General features: G+C 70.0%; 14 protein-coding genes, 1 tRNA gene and 5 pseudogenes. 10 read left to right on the top strand and 10 right to left on the bottom strand.

Going from position 1 to position 20,125, the window contains the following annotated elements:
• The first annotated feature begins 677 nt into the window (after positions 1-677).
• Positions 678-1,340: a deoxynucleoside kinase gene (locus tag E6R62_RS33740; RefSeq protein ID WP_136217295.1), complete on the top strand. Its 663-nt coding sequence runs from the start codon at positions 678-680 to the stop codon at positions 1,338-1,340.
• 976 nt (positions 1,341-2,316) lie between these two features.
• Positions 2,317-2,393, top strand: a tRNA-Met gene (locus E6R62_RS33730).
• 205 nt (positions 2,394-2,598) lie between these two features.
• On the opposite strand, the pseudogene E6R62_RS41435 reads toward E6R62_RS33730, so the two are convergent.
• A pseudogene (locus tag E6R62_RS41435) lies at positions 2,599-2,768 on the bottom strand (IS5/IS1182 family transposase); the annotation flags it as partial.
• A gap of 251 nt (positions 2,769-3,019) precedes the next feature.
• On the bottom strand, positions 3,020-4,267 hold the full coding sequence (locus tag E6R62_RS33720; RefSeq protein ID WP_136217294.1) for a beta-ketoacyl synthase: 1,248 nt from the start codon (positions 4,265-4,267) through the stop codon (positions 3,020-3,022).
• A 66-nt stretch (positions 4,268-4,333) separates the two neighbouring features.
• Between E6R62_RS33720 and E6R62_RS33715 the strand changes: the two genes are divergently transcribed.
• On the top strand, positions 4,334-4,951 hold the full coding sequence (locus tag E6R62_RS33715) for a TetR/AcrR family transcriptional regulator C-terminal domain-containing protein (protein WP_136217293.1): 618 nt from the start codon (positions 4,334-4,336) through the stop codon (positions 4,949-4,951).
• A 154-nt stretch (positions 4,952-5,105) separates the two neighbouring features.
• On the opposite strand, the pseudogene E6R62_RS33710 reads toward E6R62_RS33715, so the two are convergent.
• Positions 5,106-5,616 (bottom strand): annotated as a pseudogene (locus tag E6R62_RS33710) (pyridoxamine 5'-phosphate oxidase family protein); the annotation flags it as partial.
• A gap of 115 nt (positions 5,617-5,731) precedes the next feature.
• The gene (locus E6R62_RS33705; RefSeq protein WP_136217292.1) at positions 5,732-6,343 is read right to left on the bottom strand and encodes an ABATE domain-containing protein; all 612 of its coding nucleotides are present in this window, start codon (positions 6,341-6,343) and stop codon (positions 5,732-5,734) included.
• Between the two features lie 104 nt (positions 6,344-6,447).
• On the opposite strand from E6R62_RS33705, the gene E6R62_RS33700 reads away from it, so the two are divergent.
• The 3 genes and pseudogenes from E6R62_RS33700 to E6R62_RS33690 all read left to right on the top strand — a co-directional run.
• Positions 6,448-7,296 carry an SDR family NAD(P)-dependent oxidoreductase gene (locus E6R62_RS33700; protein WP_136217291.1) on the top strand — a complete coding sequence of 283 codons (849 nt, stop codon included), beginning with the start codon at positions 6,448-6,450 and terminating at the stop codon, positions 7,294-7,296.
• 97 nt (positions 7,297-7,393) lie between these two features.
• Positions 7,394-7,921, top strand: a pseudogene (locus tag E6R62_RS42280) (Tn3 family transposase); the annotation flags it as partial.
• A gap of 358 nt (positions 7,922-8,279) precedes the next feature.
• Positions 8,280-8,750, top strand: a pseudogene (locus tag E6R62_RS33690) (SDR family NAD(P)-dependent oxidoreductase); the annotation flags it as partial.
• A 528-nt stretch (positions 8,751-9,278) separates the two neighbouring features.
• Here the strand turns inward: E6R62_RS33690 and E6R62_RS33685 are convergent.
• The 3 genes from E6R62_RS33685 to E6R62_RS33675 all read right to left on the bottom strand — a co-directional run bounded on the left by E6R62_RS33685 (position 9,279) and on the right by E6R62_RS33675 (position 13,778).
• Positions 9,279-10,817, bottom strand: coding sequence for an ABC transporter substrate-binding protein (locus tag E6R62_RS33685; RefSeq protein WP_136217290.1), 1,539 nt, complete (start codon positions 10,815-10,817; stop codon positions 9,279-9,281).
• Entirely contained in the window at positions 10,814-12,871 is a 2,058-nt protein-coding gene (locus tag E6R62_RS39975) for a hypothetical protein (RefSeq protein ID WP_168714262.1), read from the bottom strand. Before E6R62_RS39975 ends, E6R62_RS33685 begins: the two co-directional genes overlap by 4 nt.
• A gap of 613 nt (positions 12,872-13,484) precedes the next feature.
• Positions 13,485-13,778 (bottom strand): hypothetical protein, encoded by a 294-nt coding sequence (locus E6R62_RS33675; RefSeq protein WP_136217289.1) that lies wholly within the window; start codon positions 13,776-13,778, stop codon positions 13,485-13,487.
• A 350-nt stretch (positions 13,779-14,128) separates the two neighbouring features.
• On the opposite strand from E6R62_RS33675, the gene E6R62_RS33670 reads away from it, so the two are divergent.
• Positions 14,129-15,319 (top strand): NAD(P)/FAD-dependent oxidoreductase, encoded by a 1,191-nt coding sequence (locus E6R62_RS33670; RefSeq protein ID WP_136217288.1) that lies wholly within the window; start codon positions 14,129-14,131, stop codon positions 15,317-15,319.
• Complete coding sequence (locus E6R62_RS33665) at positions 15,316-16,233, top strand: RNA polymerase sigma-70 factor (protein ID WP_136217287.1); 918 nt, start codon at positions 15,316-15,318, stop codon at positions 16,231-16,233. The genes E6R62_RS33670 and E6R62_RS33665 overlap by 4 nt, the downstream gene beginning before the upstream one ends.
• Positions 16,234-16,432: 199 nt before the next feature.
• On the opposite strand, the gene E6R62_RS41430 is transcribed toward E6R62_RS33665, so the two are convergent.
• Positions 16,433-16,678 (bottom strand): hypothetical protein, encoded by a 246-nt coding sequence (locus E6R62_RS41430; RefSeq protein WP_240802052.1) that lies wholly within the window; start codon positions 16,676-16,678, stop codon positions 16,433-16,435.
• Between E6R62_RS41430 and E6R62_RS42115 the strand changes: the two are divergent.
• Positions 16,616-17,065: pseudogene (locus E6R62_RS42115) on the top strand (hypothetical protein); the annotation flags it as partial. The gene E6R62_RS41430 and the pseudogene E6R62_RS42115 overlap by 63 nt on opposite strands.
• 521 nt (positions 17,066-17,586) lie before the next feature.
• Entirely contained in the window at positions 17,587-18,999 is a 1,413-nt protein-coding gene (lpdA, locus tag E6R62_RS33655; RefSeq protein WP_136217286.1) for a dihydrolipoyl dehydrogenase, read from the top strand.
• 192 nt (positions 19,000-19,191) lie between these two features.
• Here the strand turns inward: lpdA and E6R62_RS33650 are convergent, their stop codons facing one another.
• Together E6R62_RS33650 and E6R62_RS33645 are read right to left on the bottom strand one after the other, a co-directional pair.
• Complete coding sequence (locus tag E6R62_RS33650; RefSeq protein WP_136217285.1) at positions 19,192-19,788, bottom strand: NADPH-dependent F420 reductase; 597 nt, start codon at positions 19,786-19,788, stop codon at positions 19,192-19,194.
• Between the two features lie 44 nt (positions 19,789-19,832).
• Positions 19,833-20,125, bottom strand: a 293-nt coding sequence (locus E6R62_RS33645; protein ID WP_276615678.1) for an inositol monophosphatase family protein, incomplete at its 5' end; no start/stop codon positions are given.

Here is a 20,125-nt window from a genome sequence, read left to right as displayed (position 1 = left end):
CGGTTACCACGCTCAGGATGATCACCAGCCCGATCACAAGAACGAACGACGAGAGAGACGACACCGCGCGAACCGGCCCATGCTCCCGGCCGGAGCCGACAACCCGTCCAGACGAGACGGCGTGGAGGACCGTCATTATGTCGAGCCGGAGCACGCGGGTCGCGACGACTCACGGGAGCAGTGTTGTCGACCGAACCGTCAGACCAGCAGGAACCACATCGTGACGCCCGCGCCCCGGGTCGCCCTCGCCGGCCTGTCCGCCGACAGGCTGAAGGAATCAGCTCGTCTCATCACCGACGAGGGGAACCAAGCCCCCCTCTCACCTGCGACGTCACCAGCGGGAAGACGTCCAGACCGCCGTCGGGCGGTTCGGATGCCTGGACGCCGTGTTCAACGAACGCCGCCATGCCCCGGCCGCCGCCGGTGTCGTCGAGCCGTCATCTATGCTTCAAGGCGGCCGCTGGGCGGTGACTCGTCGCTGTACGCGACACCTGCGGGGCGGTCGGTACGGCCGGTCGGGGACGGCGACCTTCGCCCGACCCGGTCCGGGCGGGGACCGGATGATGCCGATCATCAAGATCCTGGGGAATCGAGTGACCGCCCGCATGCGGCTCAGTGGTGTGGGGCGCCCGGGCCACCCGCCCGTGAGGAAAAAGACCCCCAGGGAGAAGTGAGGTATGCCGGTGATCTGCGTCGGAGGCATGATCGGGATCGGCAAGACGAGTGTCGCCGAGCTGCTGGCCAAGGAGCTGGGCAGCGAGGTCTTCTACGAAAGCGTGGACGACAACCCGATCCTCCCGCTCTTCTACACGGCGAGCCCAGAGGAGATCCAGGCCAAGCGCTACCCCTTCCTCCTCCAGCTCTACTTCCTGCAGACGCGGTTCGCCTCGATCAAGGAGGCGTACAAGAGGGGCGACAACGTCCTGGACCGCTCCATATACGAGGACTGGTACTTCGCCAAGGTCAACCACGACCTGGGCCGGATCAGCTCCCTGGAAATGCGGGTCTACGAGGGACTCCTCGACGAGATGATGCGCGAGATCGACGGCCTGCCCTACCGCAAGGCACCCGACCTCATGGTCTACCTCAAGGCCGACTTCGAGACGGTGCTGCACCGCATCGGTCTGCGCGGCCGCGGCTTCGAGCAGGACGAAAGCCTCGTCGAGTACTACCGGACCCTGTGGTCGGGCTACGACGACTGGGTCCACAAGCACTACTCGGCCAGCGAAGTCCTCGTCATCGACATGAACAACACGGACGTCGTGCACAACCCCGACGACGCCGCCCGCGTGGCGCAAGAGGTCAAGGACGCCCTGACGGCGGCGCGACACGCAGGCTGAGACCGCTGCACCCGGTCGGCGCCGCGGCGTACCCACCGCTCCCTCCCCCGCCGGTCGTCACCGACTGGTCGGGGGACACTGCTGCTGCGGCGCGGATCGCCCGTGCCCCCGCCCGGCTCGCGGGCGGTGGAAGCGCCCGAAGGTCGGGCTCGTCCGCACGCGCCCGATGCTCCCGTGGTGCGGGTGTCGCCTTGCGGGCCGGGCCGCCGCCGGGTCGAGGACCCCGTAGATGGTCAAGAGCAGCCGGACGGCGTCACCCTCGGGCGATTCCGGTCGAGTACGACGCGCACGGTCAGGTCTGACATTGCTTTGTGGCTGCCGGAGACCAGCCGCTCCAGGCACCGCCACCGGCCTGGGCGCGCACTCGGACTTCGACCCTGACGCCGTCACATGCGCGATCCTTGCTTCCCGCTTCGAGCGGGCCGACGGTCGCACCTGCCCCGACAGAGGTGCGGCTGCTACCCAGCTTCTTCCAATCAAGGCCGGGAGTGCGCCAATACGCCTCGTAGGAGACGGTCACCGCCCGGCCTCCTGTGTTCCGCAGCGTGACGTACGCCGTCACCTTCCGGTAGGGAAGGTCGCCGAGCCAGCCCCTCTCGGCACTGACGCAGCCGTTCACCGCTACGCGGCCGGTGGAGGTTCCCCCGCCACAGGCCACCGACGTGGCGTGAGCGTCCGTCGACAAGGGCAGCACAGCCAAAGCCGCCGCACCCACCACCGTTCCGATGTGGCGCAATCGCACGACACGTTCCCTTCGCCTAATCGTCCCCTGCGAAAAGGACGATGACGCATATCGGGTATGAAATGCGGCTTGCTTGAGTTCTTCACTCCAAAGGGAACGAAGTCACCCCGATCGCCCCTCCGCCGCCGATACCGAACAGACAGCTCTCGACGTCCCGCAGGCCCCAGTGGCCGGTGCCCTGCCGGGAAACCTGTCGGAGCATGGCCGATGGTGGCGTAGGGTGGGGTTTACCGACGCGGGGTGGAGCAGCTCGGTAGCTCGCTGGGCTCATAACCCAGAGGTCGCAGGTTCAAATCCTGTCCCCGCTACCACATCGGAAGGGCCCGGATCCTCACATGGATCCGGGCCCTTCCGCCGTGCGGGGACGCAGAGAGCCGACTTCCCCCCGGTCCGCTGACCGTGCCGTCGGGCGCGTTACTCCGGCTGGCGTTCTGGGTCCGCGTCCCGGTGTGCCGGGACCGCCCCCTCAGAGGAGGGGCCGGCGGTGGATCGATGCGGGCGCTGCCGCACGCGGATCGCCCGCGCGATGGTCGAGTCGATCGAGACGCCCCAGCCGATCCCACCGCCGCGTCCGATGGGGCTTGGACCTGCTGGAGCAGACGCTCCCATGTCCCGCCCGCCGACCACAGCCGGTGCCGTGCGTAGACCGTCTTCAACGGCCCGAACCGTTCCCGAAAGTCACGCCACTGACCCCGCGGTCCGAAGCCCGTGCAGAATCCGGTCGATCACCTGACGGCGAAATCGCACCTGCCACAACGGCCGTTCGAGATGGCCCGCGTCCCGGCTCGAGGGAAGGCGCCGGCGTGGCGGGGACACATCAGCGAAATCGAGTGCGGCCGAGCGGGCGCACCGGACAGCCCTGGGGATGGGGGCAGCACGCCCCGGGCCGGTGGACGCCGGCCGAGCCGCCCACCACGGTGCAACGCATGCGGCTCACCTACCGCAACGAACGCGTGGTGCGGTGCGCGGTGACGACAAGTGAGACGTTCTGGCCGCCGAAGCCGAAAGAGTTGCTGAGCACGGCCTCCTGAGGGGCGTCTCGGCGCTCCGCGACGACATCGAGGTGGATGTCGGGATCGACGCCCGCCGCGGTGAGGTTGCGGGTGGGCGGGATGACGCCGTGCTTCACACTGAGGACGGCGATGAGCGCCTCGATCGCGCCGGCTGCGCCGAAGAGATGGCCGAGTGCCGCCTTGGGGGCTGTCACAGTGGCGCGGCCGAAGACCTTCCCGATCGCGCGCGCCTCGGCGACGTCGCCGACCGGAGTCCCGGTGGCGTGGGCGTTGATGTGGCTGATCTGCTCGGGAGCCAAGCCGGCCTGCGCGAGGGCCTTCCGCATGGCCGAGATCTGACCCGAGCCGTCGGCAGCGGGCGCGGTGATGTGGTGGGCATCGGCCGCGATGCCGGCGCCCGCGAGCACCGCGTGGACCCGCGCGCCTCGGGCGTTGGCATGCTCGGCGCTTTCGAGCACCACGACAGCCGCGCCTTCACTGAGGACGAATCCGCTGCGGTCCGCGGCGAACGGCCTTGACGCTGATGCGGGTTCAGCAGTGTGCCGCGAGAGTGCTTTCGCTTGGGCGAAGCCGGCAACGGTGATGGGGGCGATCGCGGCCTCGGTACCGCCCGCGATGACCACGTCCGCCTCGCCGGCACGGATGAGCCGGGCCCCCAGGGCGATCGCCTCGGCACCGGAAGAGCACGCCGAGACGGGCGTGTAGACCCCGGCCCGCGCGCCGTACTCGATACTGATCAGCGCCGCCGCCGCGTTGGGCATGAGCATCGGGACGGTGCGTGGCGAGACTCGCCGAGTCCCGGTCGCCTCCAGTGCGTCGTCCTCTTTCAACAACGTCCGTATGCCCCCGATGCCCGTGCCGATCGCCGAGGCGAGCCGGTCCGGGTCCACCTGCGGGGCGCCGGCGTCGGCCCAGGCTTCGGCCGCCGCGATGAGGGCTGCCTGCTGTGAGCGGTCGAGCCGCCTGGCCTGCACCGGCGGCAGCAATTCAGCGGGATCGATCGCCATCGCCCCCGCGACGGTGGCGGGAAGGTCGGCGCCGTCGTGGTCGCGCAGGACGCCGCCGCGGATGCCGGACTCGCCGGCAAGCAGGGCGTCCCAAGTGGACGCCACGTCCCCACCGAGTGGCGTGATCGCGCCGAGTCCGGTCACTACGACTTCAGTCCCGTACATGCCCATGGGCCTTTCTTGTATGCGATACAAGTGAACGAAGCTTTTTGTATCACATACAATTCGAGCGTGGAGACGAGACGAACCGAAGCTCGATCAACGGCGGGTCGGTCGCGCGACCGCGGTCGCGCGACCAGGCGCCGACTGATCGAGGCAACCGCACAGCTCTGCAAAGAGCGGCCCGGCACCGAGCTCAGCGTCGCGGCGATCGCGAACGCGGCAGGGGTCTTCCCCAATCAGGTCACCTACCACTTCGGCTCCAAGGACTCGTTGCTCGTGCATGCCGCCTTTCTCGGCTTGCTGCACGACGCCCGCCGGATCGAGCGCATCGGTCGCCAAGCACCCGACGCGGCGACATTTCGACGCAACATCGCCCGCGCGGTACTGGCCATGCCCTCGCTGCCATCGGTCGCGCGAGCACTCGCCGCCGGGATCTCCAAGCCGGAACTCGCCCCCGTGGTCGACCAGCACCTCCAGTTGCTGTTCCGACAATCCGAGCGCTTCGTGAGCCGGCTCATCGACAGTCGCGGCTGGAAGACCCGTCGACCACTGGGTGTGGAGGCCAGGACGTTCTGGAGCACCGCGCTCGGCGCGGTGCTGCTCGTCCGCGCCGGCGCCCACGGCACTGCCGCCGACCTCGACCTCGCCGGGGCGTTGACCATCCATGACGAACCCGAACCCCGCTAGCTCCGTCGAACGGGCCCGCGGCGCGGACGTGGGCACTTCCCGCGCGATGGTCGCCTCATTACGGTCGACCGCGCGTCGGCTCAGCCTCGGTAGCGGGTCTCCTTGACGCCCGGAGCGATCACAGGCTGACGTCGAAGTAGTCGATATCGGCGCGTCAAGGTGTCCTGGCCGGGAGTCGGCCCGACTCGCGGACGCCGGAGAGGTGTGGGCGCGCCTCCCTTCCACGTGGGGCCCCTGATCGACCCGTCAGCCTCCGGCGGTGGCCCTGAGCTTGGGTGACGTCAGGGGCGTACACGGTCATCCAGTGCGGATGCAGACGGTAGGAGACGACGTCCACCTCCCAGCCGAAGGCGCCGGCGCCGGCGCCGGCGCCGTGGAAGTCCATGCGGTATCCCGAGCAGGTCCGGCCAGTCCGCGGCCGCTTCGCCGTCCTGAGAGTTGAAGGTCTCCACCGTGCCGTGCGTGCGCACGCCCAACTCCTCTCCCCGCAGGTCCGCGGCGCCGGCAGCGGGCCGCGCGGCGAGGTGACGCGCCTTGGCGGCGCCGCGCGCCGTGCCGAAGTGCCACTTCCCGTGCAGGAAATGCCCGTCCACAGCACTGACGCGCGGCTCGCCCTTCGCCGTGACCGTGGACGGTGCGAGGGTGCACACACCGGTGAGGATTCCGGCGACGTCCAGGGCGGGGGTCTTGCCCATGCCCGACGGACCGTGGAGGCACATCATCGGCGTGGCGTCGATCGATATCCGCGATGTTCTCCCAGGCCGTACGGAAGCCCCAGACTCACACCTCGGGCGGTGCTTCGCTCTCCCGGCGTTGCCGCAGGCGATAGTTGCGCATGGATACCTGGGACCCGCAACCGGTACTGCAGTAGAGCCCAGCCCCGTTGCGAGTACGGTCGAAAAAGCCGAAGTGACAGGGAGGGTTGCGGCACGCCTTGACGCGCCCCCAGTCACCGGTTTGCGCGAAGGTCGTCACTGCGGCCAGTACGGTCCCGAACACACGCGGCACCCCGGCCTGCGGTGAGGCCAGTTCGACACCACCGGCTGTGACCACGGTCGCCAGGGGGTAGAGCGCACCCGCGCGCCGCAGGTGTTGCTCGGCATGTTGGAGCGGCTCGCCCAGGCTCTCCTCATCGCCCGAGTGCGCGAGCAGCAAGGTGACCAGGGCGTCACGTAGCTCGCGTGCGGCCGCGGCATCCGCATCGGTCGCCACGGTATCGCCGCCGAACTCGCCGTGCTCCGCGAGCCACGCCGCGAACGAGTGTCCGTCCCCGAACAGCTCCCGCTGCCCACCCCCGTTCGCGCGCGTGTTCACGAACGCGAGCACGGTCTCCACCGCCGGCATGACGGTGCGCGGGCTTGGTTTGGCGGATCCGGCTGCAGCGCTGTTCATCCTCCCATCCTACATCAGCAAGAAGAGGCCCTAAGTCGCCTAACAGCCAACGAGCTGCACCGACTCGCTTGACTCGTTATGAGCTAACCACTTACGGTCGCAACATGAATGGGACTTCAAACCAGCAGACCAGCCCTCGTGTATGGCTCATCACCGGCGCGACCTCCGGCATCGGTCGCGAACTCGCCGTCCAGGCACTGGAGAACGGAGATCTCGTCTCGGCGGTCGCCCGCGACACCGCGTCACTGGAGCAGCTGACCGAAGCGCACGGCGAGAGCCTGCTCCTCCTCCGGGCAGACGTGCGTGACGAGCAGGCCGTGAGGGAAGCGGTGGAGCGCACGCTCTCGCGGTTCGGCCGCATCGACGTCGTGGCCAACAACGCCGGCTACGGGCTCTTCGGAGCCGTCGAGGAAGCCTCCGACGCGCAAGTCCGCGCCGTGTTCGACACCAATGTCTTCGGCGTGCTCAACGTGCTCCGCGCGACGTTGCCGGTACTCCGCTCCCAGCGATCCGGCCACATCCTCCAGGGCTCGTCGGTCTACGGGCAGTCCGCCCATCCCGGCGTGGGGCTGTTGGCCGCGACCAAGTACGCGGTCGAGGGACTGTCGGACGCACTGGTGGCCGAGGTCGCACCGCTCGGCATCAATGTCACGATCATCCAACCCGGAATGGCCGCCACCCCCTTCCTGTCAAACCTCGACGTCGCGACCGGCCTCGACGACTACGACCAGACCGTCCGCGAGGTCCACAAGGGCATCGGAGAGCTGCCCCCATCCGCGTTCTCCTCGCCTGCTCGCATCGCCGAAGGCATCCGAACCGCGGTCGACAGCCCGAACCCCCCGCTGCGCCTGGCCCTCGGCACTTCCAGCGCCACCGGCATGCGCACCGCCCTGGAGGCCCGCACCGCGGACCTGGACAGCTGGAATCGCGTGACCGACGCCGTCGACAGGTGATCACACGTCCCAGAGGGGCCTCGGTACCGACAGCCGAGGCCCCTCGGCGACGCGGAACCCGGGAGGGCGGGCAACCTGACCATGCCGGCGGATAAGGGTGCCTCGATCCGCCTCCGGACCGTCGGCCGCCACCCGGGCACGCTCAGCACCCAGATCGCACACCCCGCGCGACTCGCCGTACGTGCTCGACGTCCTCTACGACCGCGACGGCGGCAAGCGCCCGGAGATGATCGTCACCGACACCGCGAGCTACAGCGACATCGTCTTCGAACTGCTCACCCTCGCCGGGTCCGCCTTATGCTCCGCAGCTCGCGGACCTGCCGGACCAGAAGATGTGGCGGATCGACCCCACCGCGACTACGGCGCCTTCACCGACGCGGCGCGCGGCCGGATCGACCTCAGGCGGATCGAGCGGCACTGGGAGGACGTCCTGCGGATCATCGGCTCCATCCACACCGGGGCCGCCCGCGCCTACGACGTCATCCGCATGCTGTCGCGGGACGGCCGCCCCACCCCGCTGGGCGACGCAATCGCGCACTACGGGCGGATCGCCAAGACCCTCAACATCCTGCGCCTGGCGGACGAGCCGGCCCACCAGCGGAAGATCAAGGTGCGGGCCAATCTCCAGGAGGGACGTCACGCGCTCGCCCGGAAGATCTTGCACCGCCGGGCCGGGAGCTCTACCAGTGCTACAGGAGGGGACGGAGGGGGACCAGATCGGCGCCCTCGGACTGGTCCTCAACGCCCTGGTGCTCTTCAACACGAGGTACATGGATGCCGCCGTCACTCAGCTGCGCGAGGACGGGTTAGACATCCGCGACGAGGACGTGGCCCGCCTCTCCTCGTTCGTGGGGCACCCGGTCAATGACCGGGCGCCGAGACGGTCCGCGGATGGCGGAAATCGCGGAGCTGCCGTTCTGGCTGTGGCGCCGGACAGCCGGTGTTCGTCAGGGTGTCTCCGGATGGGGGGTGTCTGCCGGCCGTTCGAGGCGGCGCAGACGACGATCGACACCAACCTGGTCGGCACCACCAGGGTCATCGACGCCTTCACCCCGCACCTGGTCCAACGCGGCGCCGGCACCTTCATTACCGTCACCTCCGGCGTCGCGTTCCTGCCGTTCCCGCCCATGCCCACCTACGCCGCCTCGAAAGCCGCGGTGCACGCCTACTCCGAGGCACTGCGCGCGCAACCGGACGGCACCGGCGTCAGCGTCGTCGAACTCGTCCCCTCGGCCGTCGCCACGGCAGGACAGGAGAAAGTGAACCCACAAGCACTGCCGCTCGACGACTTCGCCGCCGAGGTCATGCAGTTGCTCTCGCAGAACCCCACCCCTGACGAGATCCTGGTCGAGCGGGTTCTCACACACCGCTGGGCCGAGCGCGACGGCACCTACGACGACCTCGTCGCAAAGCGCGCCCAGGCCCTGGCCATGCTCCCCAGCCGCCAAGGGTGACATCTCCCTCACCCCGTGGCCGTCACCTCCGCCGCAGCAGGGCCGGTGCTCAGCGGCGGCTGTCGCCCGGGGCGAGTCCGAGCTCGGCGGGCGAAGCGGACGGCACCGTGAGACCTGCCATGTGTCCGTGCCCCATGCCCGCCAGGCGGCGCTCCCGCACCGGATCAGCCGCCGGCCACCACCGCTTCACCCACTCGCGCGCGCCGTGCTCCCCCGCCTGCCACCCGGCGCTGCATACCCCAGGCTCCACCGGGCCCTGTGGAGCACCCGCTTCGGGCAGGCACGAAACGTCTTCATCAGACAGAACGAAGTTCATGCCCTGCCCAACTGTCGTCGGCGCCGGCATGTCATCGTGGTCCCGGTCGCATACCGAGCCGCTCGGGCAAGAGCACCCCACCCGCCTCCCGAGGCGCCCTCACCATCGTCCCTCCACTCCAGGGAGGACGGCACCCGCCGTCCCGACGGCGCGTGGAGGTGCTCCGCCCCGGTCAGGGGCGCGTCGGGCGGGGGCGGGGCCTGCCGTCGGTCTCAGTTGGGGATGGAGCAGTTGGCGTCGGGGGCGCGGCCCGCGGGCCAGGCGATGCCGTCGAAGACGGCGGTCTTGGTCGTCGGGTCGAGATGGACGATGGAGACGGCCTTGTTGTAGGGGTTGCCGTACTGGTCGAGGCAGATCCAGCCGCTGGCGCCCTCGACCCGGTTGTTGCCGTGCAGCCGCAGCCAGCTGTCGGCGACCTCGGAGAGGGACGGCATCTTCACGCTGCCCACGGCGTCGTTGCGAATGCCCGCGATGGCGGTGGAGACCGCGTCGTAGGTGATGATGACGCGGCCGTCGGAGAGGTTGGCGGGGCCGATCGAGTCGGGCGCCTTGGTGGCGAACTTCTGGACCAGGTCGGTCAGCTCCTTCAGTGCCGCCTTGGAGCCGCCGGTCGGCGTCGTACTCCGCTCCCCCCAGGCTTCGGGGTGGGCCAGGCCCGGGTAGCGCAGGGTGATGCCGGCGCCATTGGTGAGGGCACCCCACTGGTCGGCGAACTTCTCGTCGACCGTCAGGGTGGAGGCGTGCGAGCCGCTGATGACGGTGTAGGGCTTGTTGCACTTGCGGTTGCCCAACTCAACCAGAAACAGGCGCAGTTGCACCGGACGACCGACGAAGTAGATGGTCTTCGCGTCGGAGGAGCAGATGTCCGGCACCATCTGGTGGAAGTCGTTGGCGAGGTTGCCCTCGTCGTTGAAGTCGGGCGGCGACCGGAAGGTCTCCGGGGCGTTGGGCGCGCCCTTGGCCAGCTTCTCGAAGGTCTGGCGCAGGCTGGCCAAGTAGTTGTCGCCCTCGCGGATGTCCTCGACCACCAGCGTCTCCGCGGGCTTTATGTCCGACCCGTACGAGGCGAGGGCGGCGGCCTGGTCGGTGTTGCCGGGGGCGATCCGGGCCAGGCCCGGGTAGCGGTGCGGATCGGCCGCGGTGTTCTTGATGTCGTCCGCGGTCATGGGTCCCGCGACGACCGGGATCCCCTTGTCCTTCGTCAGGTAGCGGACGGCCTCTTCGGTCTCGGTGATGCTGATGTTGATGCCGGCGACGGCGCGCAGGTTCTCCTTCTTGTCGGCCGCATCACGCGCGAGCTGGTCGGCGACGGTACGCCACTCCTCGTAACCCCGGCCGGGGTTGGCGAGCACCAGCCGGATGGGCGGCTGCTTGCCGTTTGCCTGGTGGTTGGCGCGGTACTGGGCCAGATAGGCGCCCTGCACCTGCTCGACGTATTCCTGCTGCTCCGCTTGGGTGTCGGAGATCATGGGGATCATCAGGGCGATCGTGGCGGGCGACTTACCGGTGACGCTGTCGTTCTCCGCCTTGATGCGGTCGGTGACCTGCTTCAGCGACGGGGCGAATACGTAGCCGCCGTCGGTGACGCCGACGCACTCGTGTCGGGAGCCCCGCTTCGCCACGCCGGGGGCACAGGCCGGGTCCTCGGTGAGCCACCGGGCGTAGGAGACGTAGCCGACGATTCCCAGGACGACGGCGACGGCGGCGATCAGCAGGGCGCGGTTCAGCGGTCCGGCGGGCCAAAGTGTCATGGGCGGGGCTCTCCGTAGGTCGGCAGATCGGGTGCCTGGATCCAGCGGTTCAGCAACTGGGGCCACTGCTCGTAGGCCTGATAGAAGACTTCCTGGGGGCCGACGGAGCTGTTCTGGGCCAGGGTGAGCAGCTGCAGCCGGACCGCGTTGACCTTCCGCGGGTCGGGGTGCGCGAGGGGGTGCGACTGCCGCCACAGGTTGAGGACGAGGAGCTGCACGGCCTGGCGCACGGGGTCGTTGTCGGCCGCGAGCCGGTCCTCCACGGGATCCGCGGCCGGGACGGCCGGGTGCTCCGGGGGATGCGGTGCGGCGCAGACCAGGTTGAGCGTGGCGAGCCACCCCGGCGCGTCCTGTTCGGCCAGGCGGCGGTGCAGGGCGCGCACGACGACGTCTGTGTCGCCGATCGCGAGCGAGTGGTGCAAATAGCAGCCATCGCACGGGTCGGCGGCGCCCGGCGCGTACAGGAGGCGCAGCCGCCGGTGGCTGCCCCGCCAGTCGCCGCCCCCGGGCGCCGCTCCGGTGCGGAGGTCGTGTACGAGCAGGGCCCGCAGGGTGGGATCACCGACGAAGGGGCCGCCGGTGCCCGGCCAGGGGTGATGGCTCCAACAATCCTTCCGCAAGAGGTGCTTGGTCTCGGCCACGGGGACTCTGGCGATCGCCGCCAGGGGCTGTCCGTCAGCTCCGTGCGGCACTCGGTCGGCGTCGAGCGCGTGGGCGGCCTCGTCGTCGAGCGCCGGGGTGTAGGAGGCGAGGCGGGCCCGGGCCTCCCTGTCGGGTATCAGGAGCCGGAGCAGCCGTTCGTACACGGGCAGGGTCGGCTCGTCGTCGTGCGGCAGGTCGAGCGGCAGGTCGAGCAGCGCGCCGTGGTCGACGGGCTCACGGAGGCCGATCTTCTGCCGGACGGACAGCACCAGGGCGTGGGCTATCCCGGCGCGCCCGGCGCTGAGCCGGTGGATCACGTGGGCGGTGTCGGGCTCGGGCCGGTCGTCGCCGAACATCTCCTTGACCTCGTCGAGGTCGAGCTGTGCCATCGGCAGCCTCAGCACCCAACCGGCCGCCGTCTGCGGCCGGTCCTGCCGCCAGAACGGGCCCGTCGCACTCCTCGTCGACGGGGCGGTGCCCTCGGTGTCGGGCCCGGTGGCCTCCTGGGCGAGGGCCGCCGCGACGACGCCGGGGTATGTCCGTGTGGGCTCGTCGTGCCATGCGCGGGTCAGTGCGTCCAGGAGCGTCACACCCAGCGGGGTGTGGACGTTGTCCAGGAGCAGCAGCGGGCGCGGGACCCGGTTCTTCAGGCGCATCCAGGTGTAGTGGTCGGCCATGTCCTCCAGGAGGGCGGCCACGAGGTGGTGCTCCGCCCGTCTCCGGTCGCCCGCGTCGCCGCGGAAACACATGGCGAGATCGGTCAGCTGGGCGTGTCCGTCCCCCTGGGGACCGACCCGACGGCCGGCCCACCAGCCCAGGCCTTGTTTGTTGGCGCGCGGGCCGAGCAGTTCGGTGGTGACGATGTCGGTGAGCGGCCCCACGAGTTCGCTCACCCCGGGCCCCAGCCCCGCCGCGGCGGTGATGCCCTGGGTGACCTGGCCGATCCAGCCCGACACCCGCTGGTTGCGCGCCTGGAGGTCGGGCTGGCTCTCCCGCAGCAGCCCCGCGAGGCGGCGGCGGGCGGCCTGCAGCTCGGCGGGCTGGACGTCCTCGGACTGCCAGCTGGTGACCGCGAGCAGCCCTTGGGTGAGCCGGGGGAAGGACAACTTCCCGGCGAACTCGTTCGGCTTCCGGCTCAACCCGTCCATCAGGTAGAAGAGCAGGTCCGAGGTGCGCGAGGCGTTTGCCGTGGTCTCGTCGGCCAGGGAGGCGAGTCCCGGCTGGCCGAAGTCCGCCGCACCGAGGTCGGCGTACGCCTGCGGTATGCGCTGCGCGTACCGCTTCGAGAGCTCCTTCAGCAGCGCGGTCTTGCCGGTGAGCCGCCCGCCGCCGCATTCGATCAGCAGCGGACTCCCGCCCGGTATGCGCAGCCGGGCGGCCCCCTTCGATTCGAGCCCCACCAGTGAAGGCACGACGGCATCGAGCACCGCCGCCCGTCCGTACAGCGTCAAATTGACCCCCAGTCATGCGGCTCGATGCTGCACCGACGCCGCATGGAAAGGAGCGTAAGGGGACGGCTACATGTAGCCACCGGCATTCGGCGAAGCCGCCCCTCTCGGTTACGTTTTCGTGACCCACAGTGGGCGGAACACTCCTTTGGCCCCTTGTGTGTCGTGGTGTTGTGTCTTGTCGTGCCGACGCGCGGCGCCATGGACATTCCGATTTCAGAGACGGGACCACGCGCGGCCCACCGCACCGACCGATGTCGAGGTCCGGGTACGGGGCCGGCCGCCTCCGGCACAAGGGCTGTCCGCCGCCGCCCCACATCCGTCAGCTCACCCTCGACCCACCCGTCCGCCTTCCGCCACGAGAGCCGGTCATCACGGGCGGTCCGAAAACCGTTTCCCTCCATTCGGGCGGTCACCTACGCCGGCCGGGATCCTTTACCGCCCTTCGTGGGCGTGCGATGTCCGCTGTGAAGACGGTGTTCCCGATGGCCTGGCTCACGGAGGTTGCCGGTGCGGCGCCGCCACGTCCCGTCCGCTCGGCGCGCGGCGGCCGTCACAAGAGGGCTGCGGGTGGGGTTCAGGCGTTCGCATGGCGCGGGGTGACCGCATGCCGCGGTGCGGCGTGACGGACCGGTTTGTGTCCCGGGGCGGCTCGAAGGCGCCGCAGCCACAGCGAGGCCGTGCCGAGCAGACCTGCGAAAACCGCAAGGAGGAGCACACAGGCCCACATCTGCCGGCTCCAGGGGTGAGTCCATCCCGTCCAGGCTGCGGCAGCCGCCCACAGCAGGACCCCCGCGGTGTAGACGGTCCGGACCCGGCGCAACTGCCGTACGGCCCGCAGGGACATCAAGAGTTCGGTCTTCGGTGCCATGCCCGGCCATGTGCCCCGACAAGCCCACCGGCATGCCCGTCACGGGTCGGTCACCGTCCAGGCCTCGCCTACCTCTCGCGGGCGGGACAGCACAGCTATGCGGATGGGCGATCGGCGACGCCGTCGCCGGCGTGCGGTTCCTGCTGTCCCGTCAGTTCCCGCGCAAAGCAAGTCGATCATGGTTGAATGCTGCGTCGCGACGCTCCGGGGGCTGTTGCCGCGTCGCGCCCACCCCCTCTCCATGAGGTGACGCGGGTCACATCGGCCCCATGTCACGAACGGAAGGGCAGCTTGCGTCTGGTGGTCGTCCGCAACACGGGAACGGTCCGCACGAAAGAGGCAGCAGAGCGATGAACACGACAACGCAGCAGCACGAGGTCCTGGTGATGGGCGCCGGCTACGCCGGACTCGGCGTCGCGATCCAACTCGCGGCCCGCACCAGGAAGCGCGGCGACCTGCGAGTGACGCTGGTCAACCCCTACGACACCTTCACCGAGCGGCTCCGGCTGCACATGACCGCCACCGGCCAGGAGACGGCCAGGTTGAACATCCCGGAGCTGCTGGACGGCACCGGCGCCGAGTTCGTCCGCGGCTGGGTCACCGCCGTGGACACGGCGGCCAAGACCGTCCGGATCGACGACGACCGGCTCCTGCGCTACGACACCCTGGTCTACGGCCTGGGCAGCGTCGCGGACACCTCCCCCGTCCCCGGCGTGGACGACCACGCCTACACCCTCAACAGCCCGGAGGACGCCGCTCTCCTCGCCGATCGGCTTACCCAACTCGACGGGGAAACAGTCGTGATCGGCGGCAGCGGCCTCACCGGCATCGAGGCCGCCGCGGAGATCGCCGAGCGGCACCCGGAGCTCCAGGTGGTACTGCTGGGCCGAGGGGAGCCGGGCGCGGGCATGCACCCGAAGGCCAAGGCGTACCTGGACGCGGCGCTCGCCCGGCTCGGCGTGCGGGTGCGCAGCGGCGTCGAGGTGGTCAAGGTGCTGCCGGACAGCGTCGAGCTCGCGGACGGCTCCGGCATCACGGCGGCCGCGGTGCTGTGGACCAGCGGCACTCGCGTCTCACCGCTGGCCGCGGCCGCGGGCCTGACCGTCGACGAGCGCGGCCGGGTGGTAACCGACAGCGCACTGCGCTCGGTCTCCCACCCGGACGTATACGCCGTGGGCGACGCGGCGGCCATCCGTCAGGGCTACGGCGTGATGCACGGGACCTGCCAGGGCGGCATGCCCACCGGCGTGCACGCGGCCCTGTCGATCCTGCGGGTGCTGGCCGGCAAGGAGCCCAAGCCCTTCCGCTTCGGCTACTACCACACCCCCGTCAGCCTGGGCAGGAACGACGCCGTCGTGCAGTTCACCCGTCCGGACAACAGCCCGCGCCGGATCGTATTGACCGGCAAGCGGGCCGCGAAGTACAAGGAGACGGTCACCGCGGCGCCGTGGGCGACCTTCGCCCGCATGAAGAAAATGCCCGCCTCGGGCGCCCTCTGGCCGCACGGCGGCCGCTACACCCGGATCAGGAGCGTGAAGTGACCCAGCCGCAGCAGGACGGTCCCGACCAGCTCGCCTTCCAGCAGTACCGCACCCTGCTCTTCTCCGTCGGCTACCGCATCCTCGGCACGGCCGCCGATGCCGAGGACGTGGTCCAGGACGCGTGGCTGAAGTGGTCGGCGGCCGACCGTTCCCAGGTCGCCGATCCCAAGGCCTATCTGACCCGGATCGTCTCCAACCTGGCCATGGAGCGGCTGCGTTCGACCCGCCACCAGCGCGAGACCTACGTGGGGCCCTGGCTGCCGGAGCCGATCCTCACCGGCCCGGACACCGCCGACGGCGTCGCCGCGGCGGACTCGGTCTCGATGGCGCTGCTGGTGGTGCTGGAGACGCTGAGCCCGCTGGAGCGCGCGGTCTTCGTACTGAAGGAAGTCTTCGCGTTCAGCTACGTGGAGATCGCCCAGGCGGTGGAACGTTCGGAGGCGGCGGTGCGGCAGGCCGCACACCGCGCCCGCGAGCACGTCCAAGCCCGCCGGCCCCGCTTCACAGCGGACCGAGCGCGCCAACGCCACGTCACCGAGCGTTTCTTCGCGGCGACGACGGGCGGCGACCTCAACACCCTCATGGAGGTGCTCTCCCCGGACGTGACGCTGTGGACCGACGGTGGCGGCAAGGTCCGCCAGGCCCTCAAGCCGGTCGTCGGCCTGAAGACCGTGGCCGGTTGGTTCGCCGCGCTCGGCACCGTGACCTACCAGGGCATCGAGCCCGGCCAGATGCGGACGGAGCTGACGTGGATCAACGGCGGCCCGGGGTTGGTCTTCCGCGCCCCGGACCGCGTGATCGCGACGCTGACCTTCGACTTCGACGCGGAGGGCCGCATCTCGACCATCCACAACGTGGCCAACCCCGACAAGCTCCACGCCGTCGCCGACGGCACCCGGCACGAACTCTCCTGAGCCGCCCGATCGACATCGACGCCCGCCGAAACCGCCGTGCGCGCCCGGCCCTCGGCCCAACCGCCACACATCCGATAGTCCGGAACGAAGACCAGCGACGCCTGCGTCCGCAGCAGCGGTAGCTCAGCGGACGGTTCACTGCCCGACGCAGACGTCAGACGGCTTGGTTACCGGCAGCCTCCGCCCGTTCGATGCCTCCTCACGGGCGGGTGAGCTGCCATTGGCGGCCGGCGAGACCGTCGGCGAGCGCGGTCGTCTGGGCGTCGCTCCCTGTCTCGTATGTTTCCCAGCCCGCCATGCACCCGGGTACCGCGTACGGTCGCGGTGCGGCAGCCGGCCCGAGCCCGGCGGTGGCGGTCGTGGCCTCCAAGTCCGCCGTCACCTGCTCGCTCGTGGGCTCGGGTCCGGAGTAGAGGGGCGGTTCTGTCGAGACCGGGTCCGCCACCCATCCGGACGGTCGGGGATCGTAAGCCAGCAGCGAACCGCCGACGATAAATCCCGGTCCGGCGAGCAGGATGGCGGCCGCCTTCAGCCTCTTTCTGTTCCTGTTCGCGGCACCCTTCTCGACCTCGCTCTCGGCATCGGCGCATCACCCGAGCAGGGGGAACTCCTGCGCCTGTGCGGTGAACAGGGTGTCGCGTTCGTACCGTTCTACTCGATCGCAGGTGACGGACGCACGGCCGGTGCGCGCGCCGATGACCGCAGCGCGGTGCATGCCGTCGCCCATGCCCACGGAGTGAGAACCGCCCAGGTCAGAGTGGCGTGGACACTGCACCGCGGCCCCCACGTTCTGGCCGGTCCCGGCACCGGCGACCTCGATCACCTCACCCAGAACGTGGGGGCCGGCTCTTTGCGCCTCTCCGAGGCCGACTTGGCCGCCCTGGACTCCCTCCACCCGCTGAGGGCGCGGTCCCCGTCTCCTGACCTGTCTGCCGGGCCGTGCCGTCGCCGCCGCATGCCCGATATCACTGACCGGCCCCCGGTGGCTGCTACCCGGACCGTACGAGGAGAGAACGACTGCGGCGACGCCGCCGACGGCTACAGGCCGGTCCGGGCCGGGCCGGGCCGTGATCCGGCTCACGACACCTCCCCTCGGAGGCGGTCCCGTCGCCCGAGGGGCCCTCCCCCACCCGCAGGAGCAATTCGTACGCGTCGTCCAAGCCGCGTCCAAGCCGGCGTGCCCCCGTCGACCGCCCGGCCATACGAGTCAGTCGTTTGCCGGACCCCCGCAGACAAGGCAACGAAGATCACACCTCCTGCCGGGGCAGATCCGCGATCGGCGTGGCGAGGAGGGGTCAGGAGAGAAACAATCCGTAGGACACCACTTCACAGCACACCGAAAAGGAAGTCCTCATGGTCGAGCAGGACGAGCGCTTCGACGTCGTTGTCCTCGGAGCGGGCCCTGGCGGTTACGTGGCCGCGATCCGGGCCGCCCAGCTGGGCAAGCGGGTCGCCGTCGTCGAGGAGAAGTACTGGGGCGGCGTATGCCTGAACGTCGGCTGCATCCCAACCAAGGCGCTGCTGCGCAACGCCGAGCTCGCGCACATCGTCACCCGTGAGGCGAAGACCTTCGGCATCACGTCGGACAGCCCCATCAACTTCGACTACGGCGAGGCCTTCCGCCGCAGCCGCCGGGTCGCGGACGGCCGGGTCAAGGGCGTTCACTACCTGATGAAGAAGAACAAGATCGCGGAGTTCGACGGCCGCGGCACCTTCCTCGACGCGCACACCCTCCAGGTCGCTGACTACGAGGGCAACACCCGCACGATCGGCTTCGACCACTGTGTCATCGCCACCGGAGCCACCCCCAAGCTGCTGCCCGGCACCAAGCGCAGCGCCCGCGTGGTGAGCTACGAGGAGCAGATCCTCGCCGAGGACCTCCCGCGGTCCATCGTCATCGCGGGCGCCGGCGCCATCGGCATCGAGTTCGCCTACGTGCTGCACAACTACGGCGTGAAGGTCACCATCGTCGAGTTCCTGGACCGAGTCGCCCCGCTGGAGGACGCCGAGGTCTCCGCCGAGTTGGCCAAGCAGTACCGCAAGCTGGGCATCGACGTCCTCACCTCCACCCGCGTCGACGCCATCGACGAGTCCGGCCCGCAGGTCCGCGTCACCGTCACCGCCAAGGACGGCTCGCAGCAGGTGCTGGAAGCCGACAAGGTGCTCCAGGCCATCGGCTTCGCCCCGAACGTCGAGGGCTACGGGCTGGAGAACACCGGCGTCAAGATCACCGAGCGCGGCGCGATCGACGTCGACGCCCGCTGCCGCACCTCCGTACCGCACATCTTCGCCATCGGCGACGTCACCGCCAAGCTGATGCTGGCACACGCCGCCGAGGCCATGGGCGTGGTCGCCGCCGAGACCATCGCGGACGCGGAGACCATGGAGCTGGACTACGCGATGATCCCGCGCGCCACGTACTGCCAGCCGCAGATCGCCAGCTTCGGCTACACCGAGGCCCAGGCCCGTGACCTCGGCTACGACGTGAAGGTGGCGAAGTTCCCCTTCAGCGCCAACGGCAAGGCGCACGGCCTAGGTGACTTCACCGGCTTCGTCAAACTGATCAGCGACGCCAAGTACGGCGAGCTCATCGGCGGCCACCTCATCGGGCCGGACGTCACCGAGCTCCTGCCCGAGCTGACGCTGGCCCAGCAGTGGGACCTCACCGTCCACGAGGTCGCTCGCAACGTCCACGCCCACCCGACGCTGGGCGAGGCGGTCAAGGAGGCGGTCCACGGACTCGCCGGCCACATGATCAATTTCTAGGGCCGGTCGCCGGTGTCCGTGCCGCCAAGGCGCGCACGGCCCCGGGGGCCGACAGCACCGCCGGGGCGGCGTACCCGTATCTCAGGGTCGCCGCCATGGCGGCGGCGACCGGCAGGCGGGCCGCCCGGGCGCGGTGAGCCGGGGGTCACACCTGGCGGGCGGACCCCGCCCGGGCACTGCGGTATGTGCGGGTCAGCGGGCGATCGAGATCGCGAAGGGCGCGAATCCGCCGGACCGGATCACGTGCGGCACGAACAGGATCGCGGCCTCCGTGGCGCGGGCGGTCCGGATTCCGCCGAGGTCGGTGATCCACTCCTTACGCCAGCCGAGGTCGGTGAGCAGGTCACGGACGGTCTGCTTGGCGTGCGGGTCGTCGCCGGAGAGGAAGACGTCGGGCGCCTGGGTGAGTGTGGCGGGCGCGGTCATCACCGGGAAGAGCATGGTGTTGAGCGTCTTGACGACGCGGGTTTCGGGGAGCGCTTCCTGAAGCCGCTCGGCGAGACTGGAGCCGGGGTAGAGCAGGTCGGCGGGCAGTCCGTCCGGGCCGTCCGTGGTGGCATTCGAGACGTCTACGAGGATCTTGCCGCGCAGTTCCCGGCGCAGCGCGGCGAGACGTTCCAGTGAGCCGGCGCCCGGTGTGGCGTTGATGACGATCCCGGCGGTGCGGGCGGCATCGGCGGCGGCGCCCTGCGTGCGGTCCGCCACGGTGACCTGATGCCCTGCTCGGGTGAGGGCGGCGGCCAGGTTGCCGCCCACGCGGCCGTTTCCGAGAACTGCGATCTCGTTCATACCGAATCGTTCCTCTTCTGTCTGTGAGTTTTTCTCGTACGGGGTCAGCGGGAGAGCGTCGTTACGGCGTCGGTGTGGACGCCGGGGGCGGCGGCCAGGAAGCTGTCGCTCTGCGGGGTCCAGGGCCGGCCCTGGGCGTCGGAGATCCGTCCGCCGGCCTCGGTGACGAGCAGCGCCCCGGGCAGCAGGTCCGCGCGGGCGCCGGCGTAATGCCAGAAGGCGTCGATCCGGCCGGCGGCCACGTTCAACAGGTGCAGGGTCGCGGGCACGGCGACGCGGACGACGAGTGCGTCCAAGAGCATCGCGGTGATCGAGGAGCCGACGCGCCGCACGACTT

It is taken from the genome of Streptomyces sp. A1136 (genome assembly GCF_004795055.1).
In the GTDB taxonomy this organism is placed as follows: domain Bacteria; phylum Actinomycetota; class Actinomycetes; order Streptomycetales; family Streptomycetaceae; genus Streptomyces.
This window is presented reverse-complemented; position numbering and strand designations above follow the sequence as displayed.

Bases quoted from the DNA above. Each gene is read 5' to 3' on its own strand.
- E6R62_RS33740 (WP_136217295.1), top strand. From the start codon at position 678: ATGCCGGTGATCTGCGTCGGAGGCATGATCGGGATCGGCAAGACGAGT.
- E6R62_RS33720 (WP_136217294.1), bottom strand. From the start codon at position 4,267: ATGTACGGGACTGAAGTCGTAGTGACCGGACTCGGCGCGATCACGCCA.
- E6R62_RS33705 (WP_136217292.1), bottom strand. From the start codon at position 6,343: ATGAACAGCGCTGCAGCCGGATCCGCCAAACCAAGCCCGCGCACCGTC.
- E6R62_RS33700 (WP_136217291.1), top strand. From the start codon at position 6,448: ATGAATGGGACTTCAAACCAGCAGACCAGCCCTCGTGTATGGCTCATC.
- E6R62_RS33685 (WP_136217290.1), bottom strand. From the start codon at position 10,817: ATGACACTTTGGCCCGCCGGACCGCTGAACCGCGCCCTGCTGATCGCC.
- E6R62_RS33675 (WP_136217289.1), bottom strand. From the start codon at position 13,778: ATGGCACCGAAGACCGAACTCTTGATGTCCCTGCGGGCCGTACGGCAG.
- E6R62_RS33670 (WP_136217288.1), top strand. From the start codon at position 14,129: ATGAACACGACAACGCAGCAGCACGAGGTCCTGGTGATGGGCGCCGGC.
- lpdA (WP_136217286.1), top strand. From the start codon at position 17,587: ATGGTCGAGCAGGACGAGCGCTTCGACGTCGTTGTCCTCGGAGCGGGC.
- E6R62_RS33650 (WP_136217285.1), bottom strand. From the start codon at position 19,788: ATGAACGAGATCGCAGTTCTCGGAAACGGCCGCGTGGGCGGCAACCTG.